The sequence below is a fragment of the Actinomadura citrea genome (genome assembly GCF_013409045.1).
In the GTDB taxonomy this organism is placed as follows: Bacteria; Actinomycetota; Actinomycetes; order Streptosporangiales; family Streptosporangiaceae; genus Spirillospora; species Spirillospora citrea.
Window position 1 is genome coordinate 5826833 of sequence record NZ_JACCBT010000001.1, and the last position, 19887, is coordinate 5846719.

Annotated in this window: 11 protein-coding genes; 5 read left to right on the forward strand and 6 right to left on the reverse strand. The window is 76.2% G+C overall.

Annotated elements, in window-relative coordinates; translation table 11 throughout:
* Window positions 1-11 precede the first annotated feature (11 nt).
* Window positions 12-950 (forward strand): MBL fold metallo-hydrolase, encoded by a 939-nt coding sequence (locus BJ999_RS27125; RefSeq protein WP_179835888.1) that lies wholly within the window; start codon window positions 12-14, stop codon window positions 948-950.
* A gap of 7 nt (window positions 951-957) precedes the next feature.
* Here the strand turns inward: BJ999_RS27125 and BJ999_RS27130 are convergent, their stop codons facing one another.
* Genes BJ999_RS27130 through BJ999_RS27150 form a run of 5 tightly spaced genes read right to left on the reverse strand, consistent with a single transcriptional unit; the run spans window position 958 to window position 10826 of the window.
* Window positions 958-2907: a hypothetical protein gene (locus BJ999_RS27130; protein ID WP_179835889.1), complete on the reverse strand. Its 1950-nt coding sequence runs from the start codon at window positions 2905-2907 to the stop codon at window positions 958-960.
* Window positions 2904-4067: a VWA domain-containing protein gene (locus tag BJ999_RS43730; RefSeq protein ID WP_179835890.1), complete on the reverse strand. Its 1164-nt coding sequence runs from the start codon at window positions 4065-4067 to the stop codon at window positions 2904-2906. Before BJ999_RS43730 ends, BJ999_RS27130 begins: the two co-directional genes overlap by 4 nt.
* The gene (locus tag BJ999_RS27140; protein ID WP_218935256.1) at window positions 4064-6415 is read right to left on the reverse strand and encodes a DUF5682 family protein; all 2352 of its coding nucleotides are present in this window, start codon (window positions 6413-6415) and stop codon (window positions 4064-4066) included. Before BJ999_RS27140 ends, BJ999_RS43730 begins: the two co-directional genes overlap by 4 nt.
* On the reverse strand, window positions 6373-7530 hold the full coding sequence (locus tag BJ999_RS27145) for an ATP-binding protein (protein ID WP_179835891.1): 1158 nt from the start codon (window positions 7528-7530) through the stop codon (window positions 6373-6375). Before BJ999_RS27145 ends, BJ999_RS27140 begins: the two co-directional genes overlap by 43 nt.
* The gene (locus BJ999_RS27150) at window positions 7527-10826 is read right to left on the reverse strand and encodes a DUF4132 domain-containing protein (RefSeq protein ID WP_179835892.1); all 3300 of its coding nucleotides are present in this window, start codon (window positions 10824-10826) and stop codon (window positions 7527-7529) included. The genes BJ999_RS27145 and BJ999_RS27150 overlap by 4 nt, the downstream gene beginning before the upstream one ends.
* Window positions 10827-10875: 49 nt before the next feature.
* On the opposite strand from BJ999_RS27150, the gene BJ999_RS27155 reads away from it, so the two are divergent.
* From BJ999_RS27155 to BJ999_RS27170, 4 genes are all read left to right on the forward strand, one after another.
* Window positions 10876-14346: a protein kinase domain-containing protein gene (locus BJ999_RS27155; protein WP_179835893.1), complete on the forward strand. Its 3471-nt coding sequence runs from the start codon at window positions 10876-10878 to the stop codon at window positions 14344-14346.
* A 14-nt stretch (window positions 14347-14360) separates the two neighbouring features.
* Window positions 14361-15260: a tetratricopeptide repeat protein gene (locus tag BJ999_RS27160; RefSeq protein ID WP_179835894.1), complete on the forward strand. Its 900-nt coding sequence runs from the start codon at window positions 14361-14363 to the stop codon at window positions 15258-15260.
* Window positions 15261-15325: 65 nt separating this feature from the next.
* Window positions 15326-16435 (forward strand): cystathionine gamma-lyase, encoded by a 1110-nt coding sequence (locus BJ999_RS27165; protein ID WP_179835895.1) that lies wholly within the window; start codon window positions 15326-15328, stop codon window positions 16433-16435.
* A gap of 50 nt (window positions 16436-16485) precedes the next feature.
* Window positions 16486-17727 (forward strand): tetratricopeptide repeat protein, encoded by a 1242-nt coding sequence (locus tag BJ999_RS27170; RefSeq protein WP_179835896.1) that lies wholly within the window; start codon window positions 16486-16488, stop codon window positions 17725-17727.
* Here the strand turns inward: BJ999_RS27170 and BJ999_RS27175 are convergent.
* Window positions 17724-19883, reverse strand: a complete 2160-nt coding sequence (locus BJ999_RS27175; RefSeq protein ID WP_179835897.1) for a DUF4132 domain-containing protein — start codon at window positions 19881-19883, stop codon at window positions 17724-17726. The genes BJ999_RS27170 and BJ999_RS27175 overlap by 4 nt on opposite strands.
* Window positions 19884-19887: the final 4 nt, after the last annotated feature.

Consider the following 19887-nt stretch of genomic DNA (forward strand, 5'->3'; position numbering starts at 1 on the left):
CTTCCACACCCATGAGCGACGCACCCGACCGCGAGGGACCGGGAAGCCCGCGGCTGCAGGAGGTCTCCGACGGGATCTTCGCCTACATCCAGCCCGACGGCACCTGGTGGATCAACAACACCGGCTTCCTCACGGGCGCGCGAGGGGTGACGAGCGTCGACTCCTGTTCGACCGAGCGCCGCACCCGCGCGTACCTGGCGTCGATCCGGTCCGTCACGGACCATCCCGTCCGGACGCTCGTCAACACCCACCACCACGGCGACCACACCTTCGGCAACTACCTGTTCTCCGGCGCGACCGTCGTCGGCCACGAGGGCACCCGGGAGGGCGCGCTCAGCTGGGGCATGCCGTTCGACGAGCCGTTCTGGACGAAGGTCGACTGGGGTGACGTCGAGATCGAGCCGCCGTTCCTCACCTACACCGACGGCGTGACCCTGTGGGTGGACGACCTGCGCTGCGAGGTCCGGCACGTCGGGACGCCCGCGCACACCACCAACGACTCCATCGTGTGGATCCCGGAGCGGCGGGTGCTCTTCTGCGGCGACCTGCTGTTCAACGGCGGCACCCCGTTCCTGATGCAGGGCTCCGTCGCGGGCGCGATCAAGGTCCTGGAGGAGGTCGTCGCGCCGCTGGGCGCGGAGACGATCGTCCCCGGGCACGGCCCCGTCGCCGGTCCCGAGCTCATCGACCGGGTGCTCGGCTACGCGCGGTTCGTCCAAGCGACGGCGGCCGAGGCCCGGCCGGCCGGGCTGTCGCCGCTGGAGGCCGCCCGCGAGGCCGACCTCGGCCCGTACGCGGAGCTGACCGACCCCGAGCGCCTCGTGGGCAACCTGCACCGCGCCTACGCCGAACTGGACGGGCGGGCGCCCGGCGCGCCGATCGACCTGATCGCCGCCCTGAACGACATGGTCGCCCTCAACGGCGGCCGCCCGCTCACCTGCCGCGCGTAGCGGCGCGTCAGCGCAACTCGGCCGCGGTGACCAGGCGGATGTGGGCGGTGGCCCAGGCGCGGGTCATCTCCTGCGGGTCGTCCGCCGCGAGCGCGGCGGTGAGGGCGGCGAGCGCCCCGGCGGACGTGCGGAGGCCGGCGCGTTCCAGCGTCCCGCCCGCGCGGACGAGGCGCTCCCGCGTTCCGGACGGCAGGCGCAGCAGGCCGCGATGGGCCGCCTCCGCACAGGCGGCGAGTGCCTCGTCCAGGGCCCCGGCCAGTGGGTCGGGCGGTGCCGCGGGCGGGGCCCCGAAGGCGGCGGTGCCGTCGCCGGGGGCCAGGTCGGGGACGACGGGGCCGTCGGCGGTCAGCACGGCGAACGGGTCGATGAGCAGGCCCCCGCGGTCCCTGCGGACGGCGCCCGAGACGAACCGGGGCTCCGCCGCGAGCGCCCCGGCCAGGGCGTCCAGCGCGGCGGGGCGGTGCGGGCTGTAGTCGGCGGAGACGACGGCCGGGGTGCCGGCCGCGTCGGCGACCACGGCCTCCAGCCGCTGCGCCCCGGGGTGGTAACCGATGTCGCGGACCTCGGCGATCTCGACGACGCGGACCAGCTCCGCCTCCACGCGGGGCCGCACGAGGCGGGGCGGCAGCGCGTCCAGGGCCCGCCCCGCGGCGGCCAGGTCGCGCACGAGCAGCGCGGCGGGCAGGCTCTCCCAGGTGTCGCCGAGCGGGGTGACCGTCGTCTTGGCGATCCGCCCGGCGGCGACCCGGACGACCCGCCCGGCGCTGCGCGAGGCGCTCTCGGACACGACGTTCGCGGCGGCGAGGGACCGCAGCGGCGACCCGAGGACGCGGCGCCCGGCGAGGTCGGCGCCGGTGAGCCGGTCGCCGTCCGGGACGTCCCAGCGCCGTTTCAGCACGAGGACGATGCCGGTGCCGGTGTGCGCGAGGTAGACGTCGGCGGTGCGGGCCGCGGGGGTGCCCCCGACGCGGCAGCCGAGGGCGGCGAGGCGGACGCGGCGCAGCGGCGTGTCCGCGGCCTCCTCCGTGCCGAGCACCTGGGAGCGGGCGGCGCCGCCGCGCGCGGCGCGGTGCCGGGCGTGGACCTCGGCGAGCAGCCCGGCGACGCGCGCCGGGTCGTGGTCGGCGCGGCGGTCGTGGTGCGCGGCCAGCTGCTCGGCCAGGTCGCCGAGAGCGGCGGCGGGCCAGTGCAGGCCGGCCGCTCCGAGGTCGGCGGCGGTGCGCCCCAGCGCGGTCGCGAGGACGGGACCGGCGTGCGCCGCGCCCTCCAGGAGGACCTGGCCGGCGAGGTCGAGCGCGGCGTCGAGGCCGTCCCCGCCGGTCCTGGCCGAGCCGCCGACCTCCAGCCGGATCTCCTCGCCCTCCAGACCGCGCTCGTCGGCGGCGCGGAACGCCCAGACGGCGAGCACGGTGACCTCGCCGCGCACCGCCGCCACCGCGTCGGTGTGGACGTAGCCGAGCTCGCCCGGCACCAGGAACCGGACCGTGCAGGTCTGCAGCTCGACCTGCGCCACCGGATCCTGCGCGGTGGGACGGCGGATCTTAGCCGAGTACCCGGCGCGGAGGCCGCGGCGCGCGGCGGTGAGGGCCCGCCGCCCGAGGACGCGGGCGAGCGCGTCGTCGTCGAAGGATCCCGGCGACCAGGCGGCCGCCGGCTCCGGGTCCTCGGGGGCCTCCGGTTCGGCGGCGGTCCGCTGGTAGGCCAGGACGAGGCAGATGCGGTGGCGGCACGTCCCGGTCGCCGCGCAGGAGCAGCGCGCGGCCTCCAGCCCCGCTCCGGCGGGCAGGGACGCCGTGGTGCCGTCGGGGAAGGCGCCGTCGATCCCGCCGTCCGGGGAGACGGTGATCTCGGGGCCGCCGCCGGCGTCCAGGTCCTTGGCGGCGCGCTTGACCAGGCCGCGGTTGGCGAGGGCCGCGAGCGCGTCCGGGGTCAGGGCGAGCAGGTCGGCGCGGGTCATCGGCCGATCCGTTCCGCGACGAACCCGGCGAGCTGCCCCGGCGTCATCGCGCCGACGTGGGCGCCCTCGTCGGCGAGGCGCTGCGCCGTCCTCCGGTCGTAGGAGGGGTTCGCCTCCTCGTCGAGCGCCGCCAGGCCGAGCACCTGCGTGCCCTGCTGGACGAGCCGCCGCACCTCCTCGACGAGCCGGTGCTCGTTCCCGCCCTCGAAGAAGTCGGTGATGACCGCGACGATCGACCGGCGCGGGTTCTCCACCAGGCCGGCGCCGTAGGCCATCGCCCGCGCGATGTCGGTGCCGCCGCCGAGCTGCACCTTCATCAGCAGCTCGGCCGGGTCGGTCACGTCGGAGGTCAGGTCGACGACGGAGGTGTCGAACGCGACGAGGTGCGTCTTGAGGCCGGGCAGCCCCCACAGGCACGCGGCGGTGACGGCGGCGTGCACGACGGACCCGAGCATGGAGCCGGACTGGTCGACCAGCAGGATCATCTGCCACTGCTCGATGTGCCGCCTCGTCCGGGACACGAACCTCGGGTTCTCGATGTAGAGGCGGTTCTCGTCGGGCCGGTAGTGGGCGAGGTTGGCGCGGACGGTGCCGTGGAAGTCGAAGTTGCGGGAGTTCTTCACGCGGCTCGGCCGCCGCGAGCGGGTGCCGTGGAACGCCTGCCGGACCTCGGTGGCCAGCCGCTCCATCAGCTGCCGGACGACGGCCTCCACGATCTTCCGGGCCAGCGCGAGGACCTCGGGGTTCATCAGGTGCTTGGTCCGCAGGACGGCGCGCAGCAGCGCCTCGTCGGGCTCGATGCGCTCCAGGACCGCCGGGTCGGTGACGATCTCGTGGATCTCGTACCGCTCGACGGCGTCGCGTTCGAGCCGCTCGATCGTCTCCTTGGGGAAGAGCCGGTGCACGGCGTCGAGCCAGCCGACGGTGGTCAGCTGGGACGGCCCGGTCCCGCCGGTGCGGTCGCCGGACCGGTCGGTCTCGGCGTCGCCGCCCCCGCCGGAGCCGCGCCGCACGCCGCGCCGGCCGAGGTCGGGGTCGCGCCCGTACAGCCAGCCGAGCGCCGCGTCCCGTTCGGCGGCCTCGCCGTCCAGCGCGCCCGTGCACGACTCGGCGGGCGCGCCGAGGACGAGCCGCCAGCGTTCCAGGTCGGGCGGGATCACGATGCCCCCTCGATGCTCTGCGTGGTGGGCCGGGTCTCCGGATCCGCCGTGAGGCCCGCGGCCGCGAGGGCCCGGTCCACGCGGGCGTCCAGCGCCAGGGCCTCGGCGGTGAGCAGCGGCGCGTCCGGCGCCCGGAGCAGCGCGCGGGCGGAGCCGCGCAGGTCCCGGCGGTCCAGCAGCCCCTGGGCGATGGTCGCGCGCTCACGGGGCGGGAAGAACTCGAACGCCTGCCGAAGCGCGGGCAGCGCGACGAGGAAGTCGTCCTCGCTCAGCCCGACGACCAGCTCGTCCAGGACGCCGAGGACGGCGGCGCCCGGGTCGAGCACCTCCTGCCTGGCCAGCGCGAACAGCCCGGCGAGCCAGTCGCCGAACGTCGCCGGACCCGCCGCTCCGCGCACCGCGCGGGCCGGGTCGGAGGCGTCGCCGAGGGCGCGGGCGAGCCCGAACGCGGCGCCGCGCAGGTCGGGCGGGGCGCCGGATCCGGCGGCGACGCGGCGGGCGACGCCGAGTGCCGCGTCCCGGTCGAGGCGCAGCGTGCCGGAGGCGTGCAGCAGCGCGTCGCGGACGGCGGCCAGGGCGCCGAGCCGCCGCAGGTCGGCGGGCGCGGGGCCGCCGCGCACGCCCTCCGCCAGCCACAGGATCCGGTCGGCGCACTCCTCGATGACCGTGCCGAACAGCGGGCTGCCGGCCGTGCCGAGGACGCGGTCGTGCCGCCACAGCCCGAGGACGGATCCGAGCGCGGCGCCGAGCGCGGCGATGTCGGAGGTGCCCGCGATCCCGGCGGAGATCGACTCGGCGATCCGGCCGGACTGGTCCGCGCAGCCGCACAGCGCCGCGTCGAACAGCACGGCGGCGAGGCGCTCCATGTCGGTCCCCGCGGCGTTCATCCGCTCGTCGAGGACGGCCGCCGCGGCGTCGGCCAGCGTCGGCCCGTAGGCGCCCGCCTCGATGAGCGCGGCGTGGCGGCGCCCGTCGCGGTCGGAGGCGTCCACGGTCCAGCGCTCCTCCAGCACCGGGTCGGCGCCCGTCGCGGGGCCGGACTCGCGGTCCGCGAGCGGGATCCGCAGGACGCGCAGGCGGTGCAGGGCCCGGCTGCGCTCCAGCCCGCGCGGGGTCGTCAGCTTCAGCGCGACCGGGCCGTCGCGGTCGAGCCCGAGCCGCGTCAGCTCGGCCGTCGCATGGCCGACGAGCGGCGGGGCGGGGGTGCCCGGGTGCAGGCGCCCGGTCCTGTCGCCGCTCAGCGCGTCGACCATCTCGACGACGGCCGGGTGCGCCCCCGGCGCGAGCGCGCCGCGGGAGGTCCACGGGAGCCGCTGGTCGAGGTCGTCGTTCACCAGCGCGGACACCAGGCCGTCGAGCAGGTCGGTGCGGGCCGGCGCCGCGTGGCCGCGCAGGCGGGTGAGGCCGCCGGTGAGGGTGCGGGCGGCGATCAGGTCGGCCGTCGACACGACCTGCCCGAGCTTGCGCAGCCGGGCCACGACCGTCTCCACGAGCGCGCCGGCGGCCGCGTCGGGGCCGTCCTCCCAGAGCCGCTGGTAGTACTCGGGCGACGGCATGCCCGACTGGTAGCCGGTGAACGCGTCGAGGCGCCGGAACGAGTAGGGGACGAGGAAGCTGCCGCCGGTGGCGTCGCCGGGCGGCTCGGGCACGCGGGGCCACGCCGTGCCGCCGGACGCGGCGAGCGCTTCGAGGGCCGGCTTGTGGAAGCCGCCGGTCACCACGACGACGGGGCGGCCGCCGGCGTCGGCCTCGGCCGCCCGCACCCACTCCGCCATGTAGGACTCGCGGGCGGTGTCGTCCTCCCCGGCCTCCGCCTCGCCCCGCAGGAGCCCGAAGTAGGCGTCGAGCCGCTCCCCCGCCCCCTCGGCGTCGATCTCGAACAGGTGGTCCCAGAGGATGTCGGTGTTGTCGACGGCGAACTCCCGGCACAGCCGCGCGGTCACCTCGGCGTAGCGGCGTTCGGCGTCGGCGTAGCGGTTGCTGCGGCCGGCGAACGCCGGGTGCCAGGCGGGCAGGTCGATGAACCGCAGCTCCGCCCCGGCGGCCCGGCCCTCGTTCAGCGCGACCCATTCCGGGGAGTAGGCGCAGAACGGCGACCAGGACGCGTGCACGCGTTCGATGTCCCGGTAGTAGCTGAAGACCGCGACGGGCGGCTCGTGGCCGAGGAGCAGCTCGCCGATCCGGTCCCCGAAGTCGGCGGGCCCCTCCACCAGCACGTACGCGGGCCGCAGCCGCCGGATCGTCTCCCGGACGAGCCGGGCGCAGGCGGGGCTGTGGTGCCGGACCCCGACGAACGTGACGCCCATCAGCCGGGCAGCAGGTGCCGGGCGGCGTGCAGCGCCTTCCACTGCTCCCCGTCGCGGCGGGGCGCCTGCTGCTCCAGGTAGCGGCGCAGCCGGGCCAGGTCCTCGGGGTTGTCCTTGGCGGCGGTGCCGGCGAGGCACTCGACGATGTCGGCGGCTCCGCCCTCCTCGCCGCGCAGGAACCAGCCGCGCACCCCGACCTGGTGGGCGACCGACACCGCCTCGGCGGTGCTCATCACCGCCGACAGCCGGTCCATCGCCCGGCCCTCCTCGGTGGTGGCGTCGCGCAGCTCCCGGAAAACGGTGACGAGCACTTCGAGGACGTCCCGGCGCGGCGCGACCTCGACGCCGCTGTGCTCCAGCAGCCGTCCCGCCTCCTGCTCGACCAGGTCCAGCTCGGTCGCGAAGTCGGCGATCGGGAACACGGTCTCGAAGTTGAACCGCCGCTTGAGCGCGGCGCTCATCTCGTTGACGCCGCGGTCGCGGGTGTTGGCGGTCGCGATGATGTTGAACCCGTCGCGCGCGAAGACCATCGCGTCCGCGCTCTGCCCCCCGTGGGAGGAGGGGGCCTTGCCTCCCGCGGAGGCCGCGCGGGACAGCTCCGGGATCGCCAGGACGCGGTCGGACAGCGGCGACAGCAGCGAGTCCTGCACCTCCAGCGGGCAGCGGGTGATCTCCTCGAACCGGACGACCCTGCCCTCCGCCATCCCGGTGAGCAGCGGCGCCGGGACGAGGGAGCGCGTGGACGGCCCCTCCGACACCAGCAGCGCGTAGTTCCACGAGTACTTGATCTGGTCCTCGGTGGTGGCCGCGCCGCCCTGGATCGTCAGCGTGGAGGTCCCGCTGACCGCGGCCGCGATCAGCTCCGACAGCAGCGACTTCGCCGTCCCGGGCTCGCCGACGAGCATCAACCCCCGGCTGGTGGCGAGGGTGACCAGGGCCCGGTCGATGAGGGCGGTGTCGCCGACGAACTTGCGGCGGACGCCGAGCGCCTCGTCCCCGACGATGAACCGCCGCGCGGCCGTCAGGCCGAGCGCCCAGCCGGGCGGCCTCGGCCCGGCGTCGCTCTCGCGGAGCCTCTCCAGCTCGCCGGCGAACCGGATCTCGGCCGGGGGCCGCTGGTAGTCGGCGGGGGTTCCGCCGGTGGTGGTGTCGCTCACTTCTCGGCCGCCTCGGCGAGGGTGGTCAGGTCGGACAGGATCTCGGAGGCCATGACGGGGTGCAGCTCGCCGAACCTCAGCGGGGTCCCCTTGCTGGGCCAGAAGTCGTTGGGCTCCGTCCCGAACCACACGTAGTCGAGGACCTGGTGGTCACCGGTGGCGTCGACGGCGCCGACCGAGATGCCGGGATCGAGGTCGATGACGACGTACCGGTCGTCGGCGACCCGCCGGGAGATCCACCGCTCACCGCCGGCGTCCAGCGGCACGCCGCGGTCCCAGCCCAGCTTGACCAGGCCGAGGACCTTGCCGAAGGGCACCTTGAGGCCCTCGAACCGCTCCAGCCGGCCGCTGCCGCGCTCCTGCTCGGTCAGCGTGTGGACGGGGCGGGTGAGCTGCGGGAACGGCTGCGTGGTCTCGTAGTCGGCGAAGACCTCCGACCACGCCTTCGCCGTGTCGCCGAGGTCCAGCGGGTGGGCGATGCCGACGCGGGCCGACTCGGGGACGGCGAACGCGTCGTCGTGGGCGTCGGCGAACGTCCGGTCCTCGGCGATGCGGAACGCGGTGGTCGCGCCGCCGTCCTCCGCCAGCCAGACCAGGCGGCGGGCGATGTGCCAGACGAGCGGGTGCCGGACGATGTGCTCGCCGAACTCGGCGGGCGTCCAGCGGCGCCGCGTCACCATCGCCTGCTCCAGCCTGCGGAGCTGGTCGGCGGCGACGGTGCGGACGTCCTTCTTGAGCCCGGCGAACGCCTTGTGGGCGGCGGGCGCGAGTTCGGGGTCGTCCTTGGCGCCGGGCTTGGGGAGGGACTTGCGCTGCTTGCCGTCCTCGTCGGCGACGAACGGCCTGAGCTGCTCGTCGAACCGGACGAGGAAGCGGCGCGGCCCGTAGTCGAGGGTCATGCCCCCCTCGGCGTCGAGGCCGAAATCCGGGACGAGCCGGTCCGCGAGCTGGTCGGTGGTCAGGTCGAGCCGCTCCGCGACCTGCCGGATCCGCTCCTGCGCCTCCGCCTGCAGACCCTTGAACTTCACCTTCTGGGCGATGCCGTGCAGATGCATCAGCGCCACGTCGGTGCCGATCTCGGCGAGCACGCCGAGGCCGTGGACGGCGTTCTTGTGCCCGCCCTCCCCCGGCCACGCCCGGATGACCGGGGTGAGGAGCCGGACGGTGTCGTCGTCGCCGGTGCGTCCGAGCTGCCGCAGGGCCCAGGCGTCCTTGGACGGCTTGCCGGCGTCGAGCCACTGCCGGAACAGCGCCCAACCGAACTCGGCCACCGTGCCCGGCGCGCACGCCTCCGCCAGTTCGTCCATCCCGCAGGGGGTCGGGAGGGCGAGCATCTCGACCAGGCGGCCGGCCGCCTCCCGCGGGAGGGCGCGGTCGCGGCCCCGCAGCAGCACCTGCGGGAGCGGGGCCGGATCCACCCATGTGCCGATCTTGGGCGGCTGTTCGAGGCCCGTCTCCACCGGCGGGGTGGACAGCAGCGTGCGGATCGCCTCGGCGGCCTCGTCGCCGTGCGCGTCGCGGGCCGCGGCCACCACGCCGTCGAGGCCGCGGAGGTCCTGCACGTACCGCAGGGCGATCTCGGCGTGCCGCCAGTCCCTGGGCTTCTCGCCGAGCGCCCCCGGGACGAGCAGGGGCACCGAGCCGAGCCCGTGGCGGCCGAACCACCGGCGGGCCGGGGCGAGGAGCGCGCCGCGCTTGGCGAGCCCCTCCGCCATGAACTTCGCCACGCCGCCGTCCAGGTACGGCATCAGCGGCTCGCAGCAGGTTTCCGGGAACGCCTTGGCCGTCCGGATCGCCGGGGGCAGGGCGTCGAGTTCGTAGCGGGCCGCGAGCGGCCGCATCCACACGTAGGCCCACCGGACGCCGTAGCCCTTCCAACGGGGCATGAGGGGTCGGATCAGCTCCTCCGGCCCGTACACCATCAGCTGCACGTTGCCGGAGTCATGGCCCGCGGTCGTGTAGGCCTCGACCAGCGCCTCCCAGTCGGGGTCGTCCGGCTTCTCGGTCTTCGGGTCGGAGTCGAGCCACCTCTGCCGCTCGCCGTCCTGCCACACGAGCCGCGGCTCCGGGACGGTGAGGCCCTTCAGCACGGGGCGCCGCGGGTTCAGCCACGGCGGGTCGACGAGCACGGCGGGCAGCTCTTCCGGCGCCGCGTCCGGGACGCGGGCGGACGAGGCGGCGACGCGCCGGACAGCGGCGGCGGTGTCCTCCGGCAGGCCGGGCAGCACCGCGTCGACCAGTTCGGGGTGGGCCTCGATGTGGGAGGCGAGGAGGTCGTCGGCGCCCGCGCGGGCGAGCAGCCGCAGCGCCCGCACCGGGAACCTGCGCGCGGCCTCCCCGAGGGCGGCCCGGACGTGCTTGCCGTCGAGCCGGTCGAGCAGCGCCTGGAACGCCTCGTCCGTCGGCAGGATCGCGACCGTCTCGAAGATGCGCTTGCGGTCCTCCGACTCCAGGTAGCCGCCGTCCGCCTCGGCGACCAGGAAGGGCAGGACGCCGGCGCCGACGCCGTCGGCCATGGTGGCCAGCAGCGCCCGGGTCGCCTGGCCCCAGTGCAGGCCGCGCGCCGGGTACGGCGCCGCGAGCTGCTCCGGCCTGCCCAGCGCCGACATCACCGCCCACAGCAGGTCGTGGCGGCGCGCCTGCGGGGGCGGGGCCGCGCAGCACGCGTCGACCCAGTCCTCCCGCGTCGGGACGAGGTAGGACACCAGCCAGCTCGCGCACCAGCCGGACCTGTAGGCCGCGAGCCGCTCGACCGCGTCGGCGTAGTCGGCCTCGGGCGCGACGGCCAGCAGCCCGCGGACGCGCCGTGCCTCCTGATCCGGGATCCTGAGCGCGTACTCGTCCGTGATGCGGTCGGCGCCGACCCGGGTACCGAGCCACTTGCCGCCGCCCTTCCGGGTGGCCTTCGTCCGGCTCAGCTCCACCAGCGCGCACGCAGCGAACGCGAGCCCGTGCTCACCGACCCATGCGTCGATGTACGCCCGGTACACCTTGTCCTGGTCGTGGCCGCCCACGCCCATCGCGGTGACGGCCGCGACCACCGCCGCGCCGGCCGGATCGGCCTGCCCGTCCAGGTGCCGCCGCGCCCCCTCGGTGAGCTCGGGGTCGCCGGCGCCGCCCTCCAGCAGCGCCTCGATCACCCCGCGGCTCCGCTCCACGAAGTCCTGGACGTCGCGCGCCGCCGACCCGTTCACCTTGATCTTGGAGCCGGGCGCGCCGCCGCGCCGCGCGTGCAGCGAACGCCGCCACGCGTCCGGGATCGTCAGGGCGTCCTCGTCGGGGAGCTGATCTTCCATGCCGCCCAACCGTAGAGGAGCGCGCCGACAAATCCGTAGGATCCGGTGAATGACCGACGCGGGGGACCTGCGGGCGTGGCGGCGCGGCGACGTCGTCCTCGACCTCTACGAGGTCCTAGACGTGGTCGCCAGCGGCGGGATGGGACTGGTCTACCGGGTGCGGCACCGCGGGTGGGACGCCGAGCTGGCGATGAAGGTGCCCCGCCCCGAGGTGGTGGCGACGCACGGGGGCCTGCGCGAGTTCGAGGACGAGGCGCAGACCTGGGTCGGGCTCGGCCTGCACCCGCACACGGTGAGCTGCGCGTACGTGCGCCGGCTCGGGCCGCTGCCCGGAGTGTTCGCCGAGTGGGTGGACGGCGGCAGCCTCGCGGACGCGATCCGGGCCGGCCGCCTGCGCGACCCCGACCCGCGGCGCGCGACGGGCCGGATCGTCGACGTGGCGATCCAGTTCGCGTGGGGGCTGGACCACGCGCACCGCGCCGGGCTCGTCCACCAGGACGTCAAGCCCGCCAACGTGATGCTCGCGCGGGACGGCACCGCCAAGGTGACCGACTTCGGGCTGGCGAAGGCGCGCGTCCGTGCGGGCGAGGACGGCGTGCCGCGCCCCGACGCCGATCCGCTGGTCAGCTTCGCCGGGCTGACGCCCGCGTACTGCTCGCCCGAGCAGGCGCTGGCCGCCCGGGACCGCCGGACGCCGCTGACGCGCGCGACCGACGTGTGGTCGTGGGCGCTCAGCGTCCTGTCGATGTTCACCGGGGGGCCGCCGGTCCGGTCCGGCGCGCTGGGCGGGCGGGCGTTCGAGGAGTTCGCGGCGCGGGCGCCGGGCCTGCCGCCCTCGCTGACCGCGCTGCTGCGCGCGTGCTTCCGCCCCGACCCCGCGGCCCGCCCTGACCGGATGGACGAGCTGGCCGGCGAGCTCGTCACCGTCTACGCGCAGGTCGTCGGGGCCCCCTACCCCCGGGAGCGGCCCCGCCCCGCCACGCTGCTCGCCGACGGCCTGGCGAACCAGGCGCTGTCCATGCTCGACCTCGGGTACCCCGCGGAGGCGGAGGCGCTGTGGGAGCGGGCGCTGCAGACCGATCCGCACAACCCGCACGCCGTGTTCGGCCGGGGCCTGCACCGCTGGCGCGCGGGGCGGCTGACCGACGCCGAGCTCGCCGGCGAGCTGGAGGCGGTCCGCGCGACGCACGGCGGCGACTGGATCGGCGACCACCTGCTCGGGCTCGTCCATCTGGAGCGCGGCGACCCCGCCGAGGCGGCGGCGTTCCTTGAGGCGGCGGTCCGGCGGGCGCCCGACGCCCCCGAACCCGCCGCCGCGCTGGAACGCGCCCGTCGCCTGCGCGCACCCGGGCCGCCGGTCGTCCTGGAGGGGCACGCGGGCGGCGTCGGCGCCATCGCGCTCGGCCCCGGCGCGGCGACGGCGGCGAGCGGCGGACGGGGCGACCCGTCGGCTCCCGCCTCCGGCTCCGAGGGCGGCACCGAGGGCGGCACCGTCCGGATCTGGGACCTCGCCGCCGGCCGCTGCCTGCACGCGGTGCCGGCGCATACGGGCGGTTTCGCCGGCGGGGTGAGCGCCGTCGCGCTGAGCCCCTGCGGCCGGTTCACGGCCTCGGGTGGCGGGGACGGGACCCTCCTGCTGTGGGACGTCCGGGCGGGGCGCGTCCTGCACCGGTTCGAGGACCACCCCGGCAGGGTCGCCTCGCTCGGTTTCTCCGGAGACGGCTCGCTGCTGGTGTCGGCCACCGAAGGCGGGGGCGTCCGGGTGTGGGCGACGCTGGGCGGGCGGCGCCTGCGCACGCTCCAGACCGAGCAGGATCTCGACCGCGGCCACGGCACCTCCGTCGCCGTGACGGGCGACGGAGCGCACGTCGTGAAGTGGGAGCCCACCACGATGCGGCTCCGCGTCTGGGACACCGGCACCGGGAACCTGGTCCGCACGATGCCGCTGCCGGGGGCGACCGTCGCGCTCGGCCCCGGCGGACGCGTCGCGCTGGCGGTGTCCGACAAGGAACAGCGGCTGGTGGACCCGGTGGCGGGCCTGCCGCTGCGGACGGTCCGCTTCCCCGTCGGCCGGGGCGGGCGGTTCGCGGTCAGCGGCGACGGGGCGCGCGCGCTGACGGACGGCCTCCAGCTGTGGGACCTGAACGACGGACGCTGCCTGCGCACGCTGCCGGGCGACGGTGGCTCCCTGGTCGCGCCCGTGCTGAGCGGCGACGGGCGGCACGCGCTCACCGCGGCGGGACGGGCCGTCCACGCCTGGCGGCTGGGACCCGCGGGCCCCCGCGCGCCGTGGAGCCACGCCCGGCCGCGCGCGGCGACGGAGCTCGCGCGCGAGGCGGACACCGCGGGCCTCGCGCTCGCCCGCGCACGCGGCCACACCGAACGCGGCGACTGGGCGCGGGCCGCGGCGGAGATCCGCGCCGCGCGGAACGTCCCCGGCCACGAGCGCAACCGCGAGCTGCTCGACCTGTGGCGGGCCGCCGGACGCCACGGCCGCCCCACGGCGGTGACGGGCGCCTGGGAGGTGCGGCCCCTGCCGGACACCGAGCGCCGCCTGGTGAGCGGGAGCGTGCTGAGCAGCGGCGGCGTCCTCGCGCTGCGGTTCGGCGGCTGGTCCCTCGTGTGGCTGGTGGACGTCGAGACCGGCGAGCGTCTCCACGCCCTCCAGGTCGGCGGGACGTCCCTCGAGGCCCTGGCCTTCTCCCCCGACGGGTCCCGGCTGCTGACCGGCGCGAGCGACGGGAGGGTCCGGGTGTGGGACGTCGCGTCCGGCGCCTGCGTCCACGTGCTCGGCGGGCACCGCGCCGAGGTCAGGGCGCTGGCGGTGAGCCCGGACGGGCGGCTCGCCGCGTCCGGCGACGAGCGCGGCGTGGTCCGCGTCTGGGACCTGGCCGACGGCCGGCGACGGAACGTCCTCAAGGGCCATGGCGGGATCGTCTTCACGGTCGGCTTCGGGGCCGGCGGCCGGACCCTCCTCGTGGGCGACCAGCAGCGGATCGTGACGCTGTGGGAGCTGGACGGGGAGCGCCGCCACATCCTCCCCGGCCGGACGCCCGCCGCCATGAGCGCGGACGGCCGCACCGTCGTGTCGTGCGGGCACACGGTCGGGACGCTGTGGACGGCGGACGGGACCACCGGCCAGGCCGACGGCTACGTCCCGGGCCCGTCCGAGGAGCTCGCCTCGATCGAGGTGAGCGCGGACGGCGGCGTCGCCGCCACCGTCGGCCCCGGCCACGCGCTACGGGTCTTCGACGTGCGCGCCGGGCGCCTGCTGCACCGCCTGTCGGACTCGACCACCTGCCTCGCCCCCGCCGCCGACGGCAGGTTCGCGATCTCCGGCGAGTCCGACGGGACGCTGCGCGTGTGGGACCTCCCGGCCGGCCGCTGCCTGCACTCTTTCAGCGCGCACACCGCCGCGGTCGCATGGGCCGGGCTCAGCGCCGACTCCCGTATCGCGATCACGCGAACCCGGGACCGGGGAATGCGCGTCTGGGAACTCGACTGGGATTACGCACACTGAAGGGAACGGGAACCATGCTCCTCAGCTGTTCGGGGTGGGCGTGCACGCGCCTCATCTCGGTGTCGAAGGTGCCGGGTGGCAACCCCGTCGCACTGCGGGACCCCGACGCCTACGCGGTCGAGTTCATGATCTGCGACTTCTGCGGGAGCTACTTCTGCGACCGGTGCCACGCGTCCGGCTCCCGGCTCCGCGCGCCGCGCTGCACGTCCTGCGGGGGCAGGCTCGTCCCCGGCGCGAGGCTGGAGCAGATGAGCGGCCGCGCGCGCCCGGCCGCGGCCGAGCACCACGACCAGGGCGTTCGGCACCTGGAGTCCGGCCGTCTCGACGACGCCGTCAGGGAACTGGACGAGGCCGTCCGCCTCCGGCCCGAGTACGCCGCCGCGCACCGCATGCGCGGCATCGCCCTCTCCGCGACGGGGCGGCGCGCCGAGGCCCTCGCCGCGTTCGAGCAGGCGCTCCAGCGCGATCCGTCCGACGTGGTGGCCCACTTCGAGCGGGCCGGGACGCTCCTGGCGATGGAGCGCGCCGCCGAGGCGGTCGCCGCCTACGACCAGACGATCGCCCTGCGGCCGGACTACCCCGCGCCGCAGATCAACCGGGCGATCATCCTCATGGACTCCGGCCGGGACGCCGAGGCGCTGGCCGCCGTGGACGGCGCCGTCGCCCTCCTCGCCTCCGGCCGCGCCGTCGGCGCCGGCCGCTACGACCTCGCCAGTGCCCACAGCGTCAAGGGCGCGGCGCTCGTCAAGCTCGGCCGCTACGAGGAGGCCCTGCCCGCCATCGACTACGCCATCGACAACGGCCCCGACTCCTGGAACGACCACTACAACAAGTCCTACGCCCTGGAGCGCCTGGGCCGCATGGAGGAGTCGGAGACGGCCCGCGGCATAGCCGACTCGCTCCGCAACGCCTGAGGGGGTCGGCCCGGCCGGTTCCGCAGGTGGGACGATGGGGGCCGGACCTGCCGGGGAGGGCGCGCATGGAGATCGGGGACGGGACGCTGGCCGTGGGCGCCGGGCGGCCGGAGGCGGAGAACTTCGCCCCGGCCCTGCCCGGGCCCGTGTTCGCGGCGCACTACCACCTGACCGGGGAGGCGAGCGGGCCCTACACCTACGGGCGCGACACCAACCCGACATGGACGCTGCTGGAGCGGGCGATCGGCGAGCTGGAGGGCGGCGCGGAGGTCGTCTCGTTCTCCTCGGGGATGGCGGCGGTCGCGGGCGTCCTTCTGTCGCAGGTCCGGTCCGGCGACGTCGTGGTGCTGCCCGACGACTGCTACCACACGACCCGCGCGCTGAAGGAGCGCCTGGAGTCGTACGGGGCGGTGGTCCGCATGGGGCCGACCGCGGACGACGCCCAGATCGGGCTGCTGGAGGGGGCGCGGCTGATCTGGCTCGAAACCCCGTCCAACCCCGAGCTGGACGTGTGCGACATCCGGCGGGTCGCCGAGGCCGCGCACCGGGCGGGCGCGCTCGTGGCGGTGGACAACACCCTCGCCACCCCGCTCGGGCAGCGGCCGCTGGACCTCGGGGCCGACTTCTCCGTCGCCAGCGACACCAAGTCGCTGAGCGGGCACGGGGATCTGCTGCTCGGGCATGTCGCGACCCGCGACCCGGGGCTGGCGGAAGCGGTCCGGGTCTGGCGCAGGACCGTCGGCGCGATCCCCGGGCCGATGGAGGCGTGGCTGGCGCACCGGTCGCTCGCCACGCTCCAGCTGAGGCTTGACCGGCAGGCGGCCAACGCGCTGGCCGTGGCCGAGGCGCTGCGGGGGCATCCGCACGTGTCCGGGCTCAGGTATCCGGGGTTGCCGGACGACCCGTCCCACGAGGTCGCGGCCCGGCAGATGCGCCGGTTCGGCTGCGTCGTGTCGTTCGCCCTGAGAGACGAGGCGTCCGCCGAGAGGTTCCTCGGCTCGCTGCGGCACGTCATGCAGGCCACCAGTTTCGGCAGCGTGCACAGCTCCGCGGAGCGGCGCGCCCGGTGGGGCGGCGACGCCGTGCCCGCCGGCTTCGTGCGCTTCTCGGCCGGCGTCGAGGACACCGACGACCTCGTCGCGGACGTCCTGCGGGCGCTGGCGGCGATCGGGTAGCGCGAAAACCGGGTGATCGGCGCGGGCGGCCGGCGCTAGCGTGGCCGCCCATGAGCGACGCGCGGGCACTTCTGGAAAGCGGCGACATCGCCGGACTGATCCGGCATCTGCGGTTCAACGCCGAGGCGATGGAACTGGGCGAGGTCGCGCGGCTCATGGAGGGCGCGGCGGCGCTGTCCGGCTTCGACGACATGCGCGAGGCGGCCGCGGCGATGGCCGCCCGGCAGGAGCCGCAGCAGCTCTACGACTTCGGCTACGCCTGCGTCGAGCGCGGCATCGCCTTCCTGGCGGTCCCGGCGCTGAGGCGCGCGCTGGAGATGATGCCGGACGAGCCCGTCCTGCTCATGGAGCTCGTGTCGGCGCTGGAACGCGAGAACCGGCACGCCGAGGCCGTCGCGGCCCTGGAACCGCGCGTGGACGCGTTGGACCCGTGGCCCGCCCGGTACCTGCTGGCCTACAACGCGCTGTTCTCCGGGGACCTCGACCGGGCCGCGCACGAGGCGGCGCGGCTGCCCGCGCCGGACGGGGACTGGGTCCCGGCTCGCGACCGGCTCGCGCGGATGGTCGCGCGGGCGCGGGCCGCCGGTCCGCTCGGTTCCCGGGACCTGCGAGGCTGGCACTTCGCGCTGGGCGGCGGTGTCCTCGCCACGATCTCGCCGTACGGGTTCGACGACGGCATGACGGGGCGCTACGCCTACACCTCCGACAGCTTCGCCCTGTGCAGGCGGACCCTCGACCGGCTGCGGCTGGTCCTGGACGCGGCCGGGCGGCGTCCCGCGTCGGTCGGCCTGCTGCCCGACCGGTCGAGCCGGATCCTGGGGCTGGCCGCGGCACGGCTGTTCGGGCTGCCCGCCGAGCCGTTCGCCCCGGAGCGCCCGGGGGCGCTCGTGGTCGCCTACGACCTGAACGAGACGGACGCCGACGGCCTGCGGGAGCGGACCGAAGGGCAGGTGCTGTTCGAGCACGCGTCCTGCTGGACCGACCCGCCCGTGGTGAGCGCCGACGTCACCGGGTTCCTGCACCAGGTGGCGGTGGCTCCGTGGGGCTCGCAGCTGCGGGTCACGCCCGGCGGCGAGCCGGAGACCGTGCCGCCGGACGAGCGCCCCGAAGCGGAACTGGCCGCCGAGATCGTCGCCGCCGACCCCCTGCCGGACGACGGCGACGGCGGCGCGCCGCCGGACCCCGACGAGCGGCTGGCGGGCTTCGTCCGGGCGGTCGCCGGCCACTGGCTCACCGGGCCGAGGGACATGGTGCGCTCCCCCGGCCCCGTGCCGAGCAGCCGCTTCGCCTAGGGCGCGGTCAGGGTCGTCAGGTCGGCGAGCAGCTCCGAGACGAGCACCGGGTCGACGCCGGCGAGACCGTTCCCGGCCGTGCGGGACGGGTCGCCGGGTGACGTGCCGATCCAGACCCGCTCGATCTTCTGGACGGGGTTCAGGTCGACGTAGCCCACCGCGATGCCGGGGCTCAGGTCGACCACGACGCTGACGCCGGGCGCGAGCGTGCGGGAGATCCAGTGCTCGATGCCGTTGTCCTGCGGGGCGCCGCGCCGCCACCCCGTGCGAGTGAGGCCGAGGACCCTGCCGGTGGGGACGGTCGGCCCCTCGAAGCGTTCGAGCCTGCCGCTGCTCCCCTCGCCGTCGGCGAGGGCGAGGACGGGCCGTCCCAGCTGGGGGAACGGCTGCAGGATCTCGTAGTCGGCGAACACCTGCGACCAGGCGGCCAGGGTGTCGCCCAGCAGCACGGGATGGGCGATCCGGACGTCCGCCGAAGCGGCGGGCTCGACGGTCTCGTCGTGCAGGTCGGCGAACGTCCGGTCCTCGGCGAGCCGGAACGCCCGGTCGCCGCTCAGCCAGACCAGCCGGCGGGCGAGATGCCACATCAGCGGGTGCGCGACGAGGAACGCGCCGAACTCGGCGCGCGTCCACGCGCGGCCCGTGACCATGGCCGACTCCAGCCGGGCCACCTCGGCGGAGGCGACCGCGCGGACGTCCTTCCTCAGCTCCGCGAACCGCCGGTAGGCGGCCGGGGCCAGGTCGGGGTCGTCCTTGGCGCCGGGTTTGGGCAGCGCCTTGCGGCGGGCGCCGCCCTCGTCCGACACCTGCGGCTTGAGCTGCTCGTCGAAGCCGACGACGAAGCGGCGCGGGCCGTAGTCGAGGGTGAGGGTCCCGTCGGCGTCCAGGCCGAAGTCGGGGACGAGCCGGTCGGCGAGCTGCCCGGCCGTCAGGCCGCGCCGCTCCGCGATCTGCGCCAGCTTGCGCTGCGCCTCGCCCCGCAGCCCCTTGTACCGGGACTTCTGCGCGATGCCGTTGAGGTGCGTCAGGGCGAGGTCGGTGCCGATGGCGACCAGCGCTTCGAGCCCCTGGACGGCGCTGCTGTACCCGCCGCTGCGCCCCGGCCACTCCCTGACCAGCGGCGCGAGCCGGCGGACGACCACGTCGTCGCCGAAGCGTCCGAGGGCCGACAGCACGAACCCGCTGCCCTTGGGCATGCGCGCCGCCTGCCACGCCTCGAACTGCGCCCAGACGAGCGCGGTCAGCGACTCCGGCTCGCAGACCCGGGCGGCGCCGTCCACGACGCCGGTCACGTCGAGCCGGCCGCCCGGGCTCACCGTCAGGGCGAGCAGCAGGGTGCGGGCCGCCTCGCGCGGCAGCTCCCCGCCTTCCCGCAGGACCGGGCGGGGAAGGGCGTCGGTGTCGAGCCACTTCGGCAGGGACGGCGCCCTGACCGGCGGTTCGACGGGCGCGCCGCCGGGCGGCGCCGCGGCGAGGAGCCGGGCGACCGCCTCGGCCGCCTCGTCGCCGTGGACGCGCGCGGCCCCCACGACGTCGCCCTTGATGACCCGCAGGGCCTTGACCGCGCCCCGGCGCGGCCCGACCCGCTTGCCCAGCGCGTCCGGCACGAGGTAGGGGACGGCCGCCACGCCGTGCCGGTCGAACCACGCGTGCGCGAGCTTCTGGGCCGACTTGAGCCGGTAGAGCCAGTCGGCGACCAGCCGGGCCACGTCGGCGGACAGGAACGGCAGCACGACCGGGCCCGTCCCGTACGGGTTCTGCTTGGCCAGCCGGACCGCCACGTCCCAGGCGGCGGTCTCGAAACGCGCCACGATCGGCTGGAGGGAATGGTCGAAGTCCCAGGTCACGTGCGGCTCCCACCCGGCCAGCAGCGGCCGCGCGAGATGCTCGGGCGCCTGCGCGAGGAAACCCGCCCGCGTGGGCTCGTAGCCCATGCGCCCGTCGCGGAACTTCTCGGCGGCCTCCTCCCACTCGCCGTCCTGGAAGGACCCGTAGGGACGGACCGCGGCCCAGCTCTCGCGCTCGCCGGGCGCCCAGACGACCGCGCGGTCGTCCGGCGCGGCCAGCCCGGGAACGATGATCGGCTCGTCGCCGGACGGCACGGGGGCCGGCCTGCGCGCCCACGGCGGGTCCAGCAGCGCCTTCGGCAGATCCATGGGG

Excerpts from the sequence above, each read along its gene's own strand:
- BJ999_RS27175 (WP_179835897.1), bottom strand. The coding sequence starts at position 19,883 with ATGGATCTGCCGAAGGCGCTGCTGGACCCGCCGTGGGCGCGCAGGCCG.
- BJ999_RS27165 (WP_179835895.1), top strand. The coding sequence starts at position 15,326 with ATGGAGATCGGGGACGGGACGCTGGCCGTGGGCGCCGGGCGGCCGGAG.
- BJ999_RS27155 (WP_179835893.1), top strand. The coding sequence starts at position 10,876 with ATGACCGACGCGGGGGACCTGCGGGCGTGGCGGCGCGGCGACGTCGTC.
- BJ999_RS27170 (WP_179835896.1), top strand. The coding sequence starts at position 16,486 with ATGAGCGACGCGCGGGCACTTCTGGAAAGCGGCGACATCGCCGGACTG.
- BJ999_RS27150 (WP_179835892.1), bottom strand. The coding sequence starts at position 10,826 with ATGGAAGATCAGCTCCCCGACGAGGACGCCCTGACGATCCCGGACGCG.
- BJ999_RS27130 (WP_179835889.1), bottom strand. The coding sequence starts at position 2,907 with ATGACCCGCGCCGACCTGCTCGCCCTGACCCCGGACGCGCTCGCGGCC.
- BJ999_RS27160 (WP_179835894.1), top strand. The coding sequence starts at position 14,361 with ATGCTCCTCAGCTGTTCGGGGTGGGCGTGCACGCGCCTCATCTCGGTG.
- BJ999_RS27125 (WP_179835888.1), top strand. The coding sequence starts at position 12 with ATGAGCGACGCACCCGACCGCGAGGGACCGGGAAGCCCGCGGCTGCAG.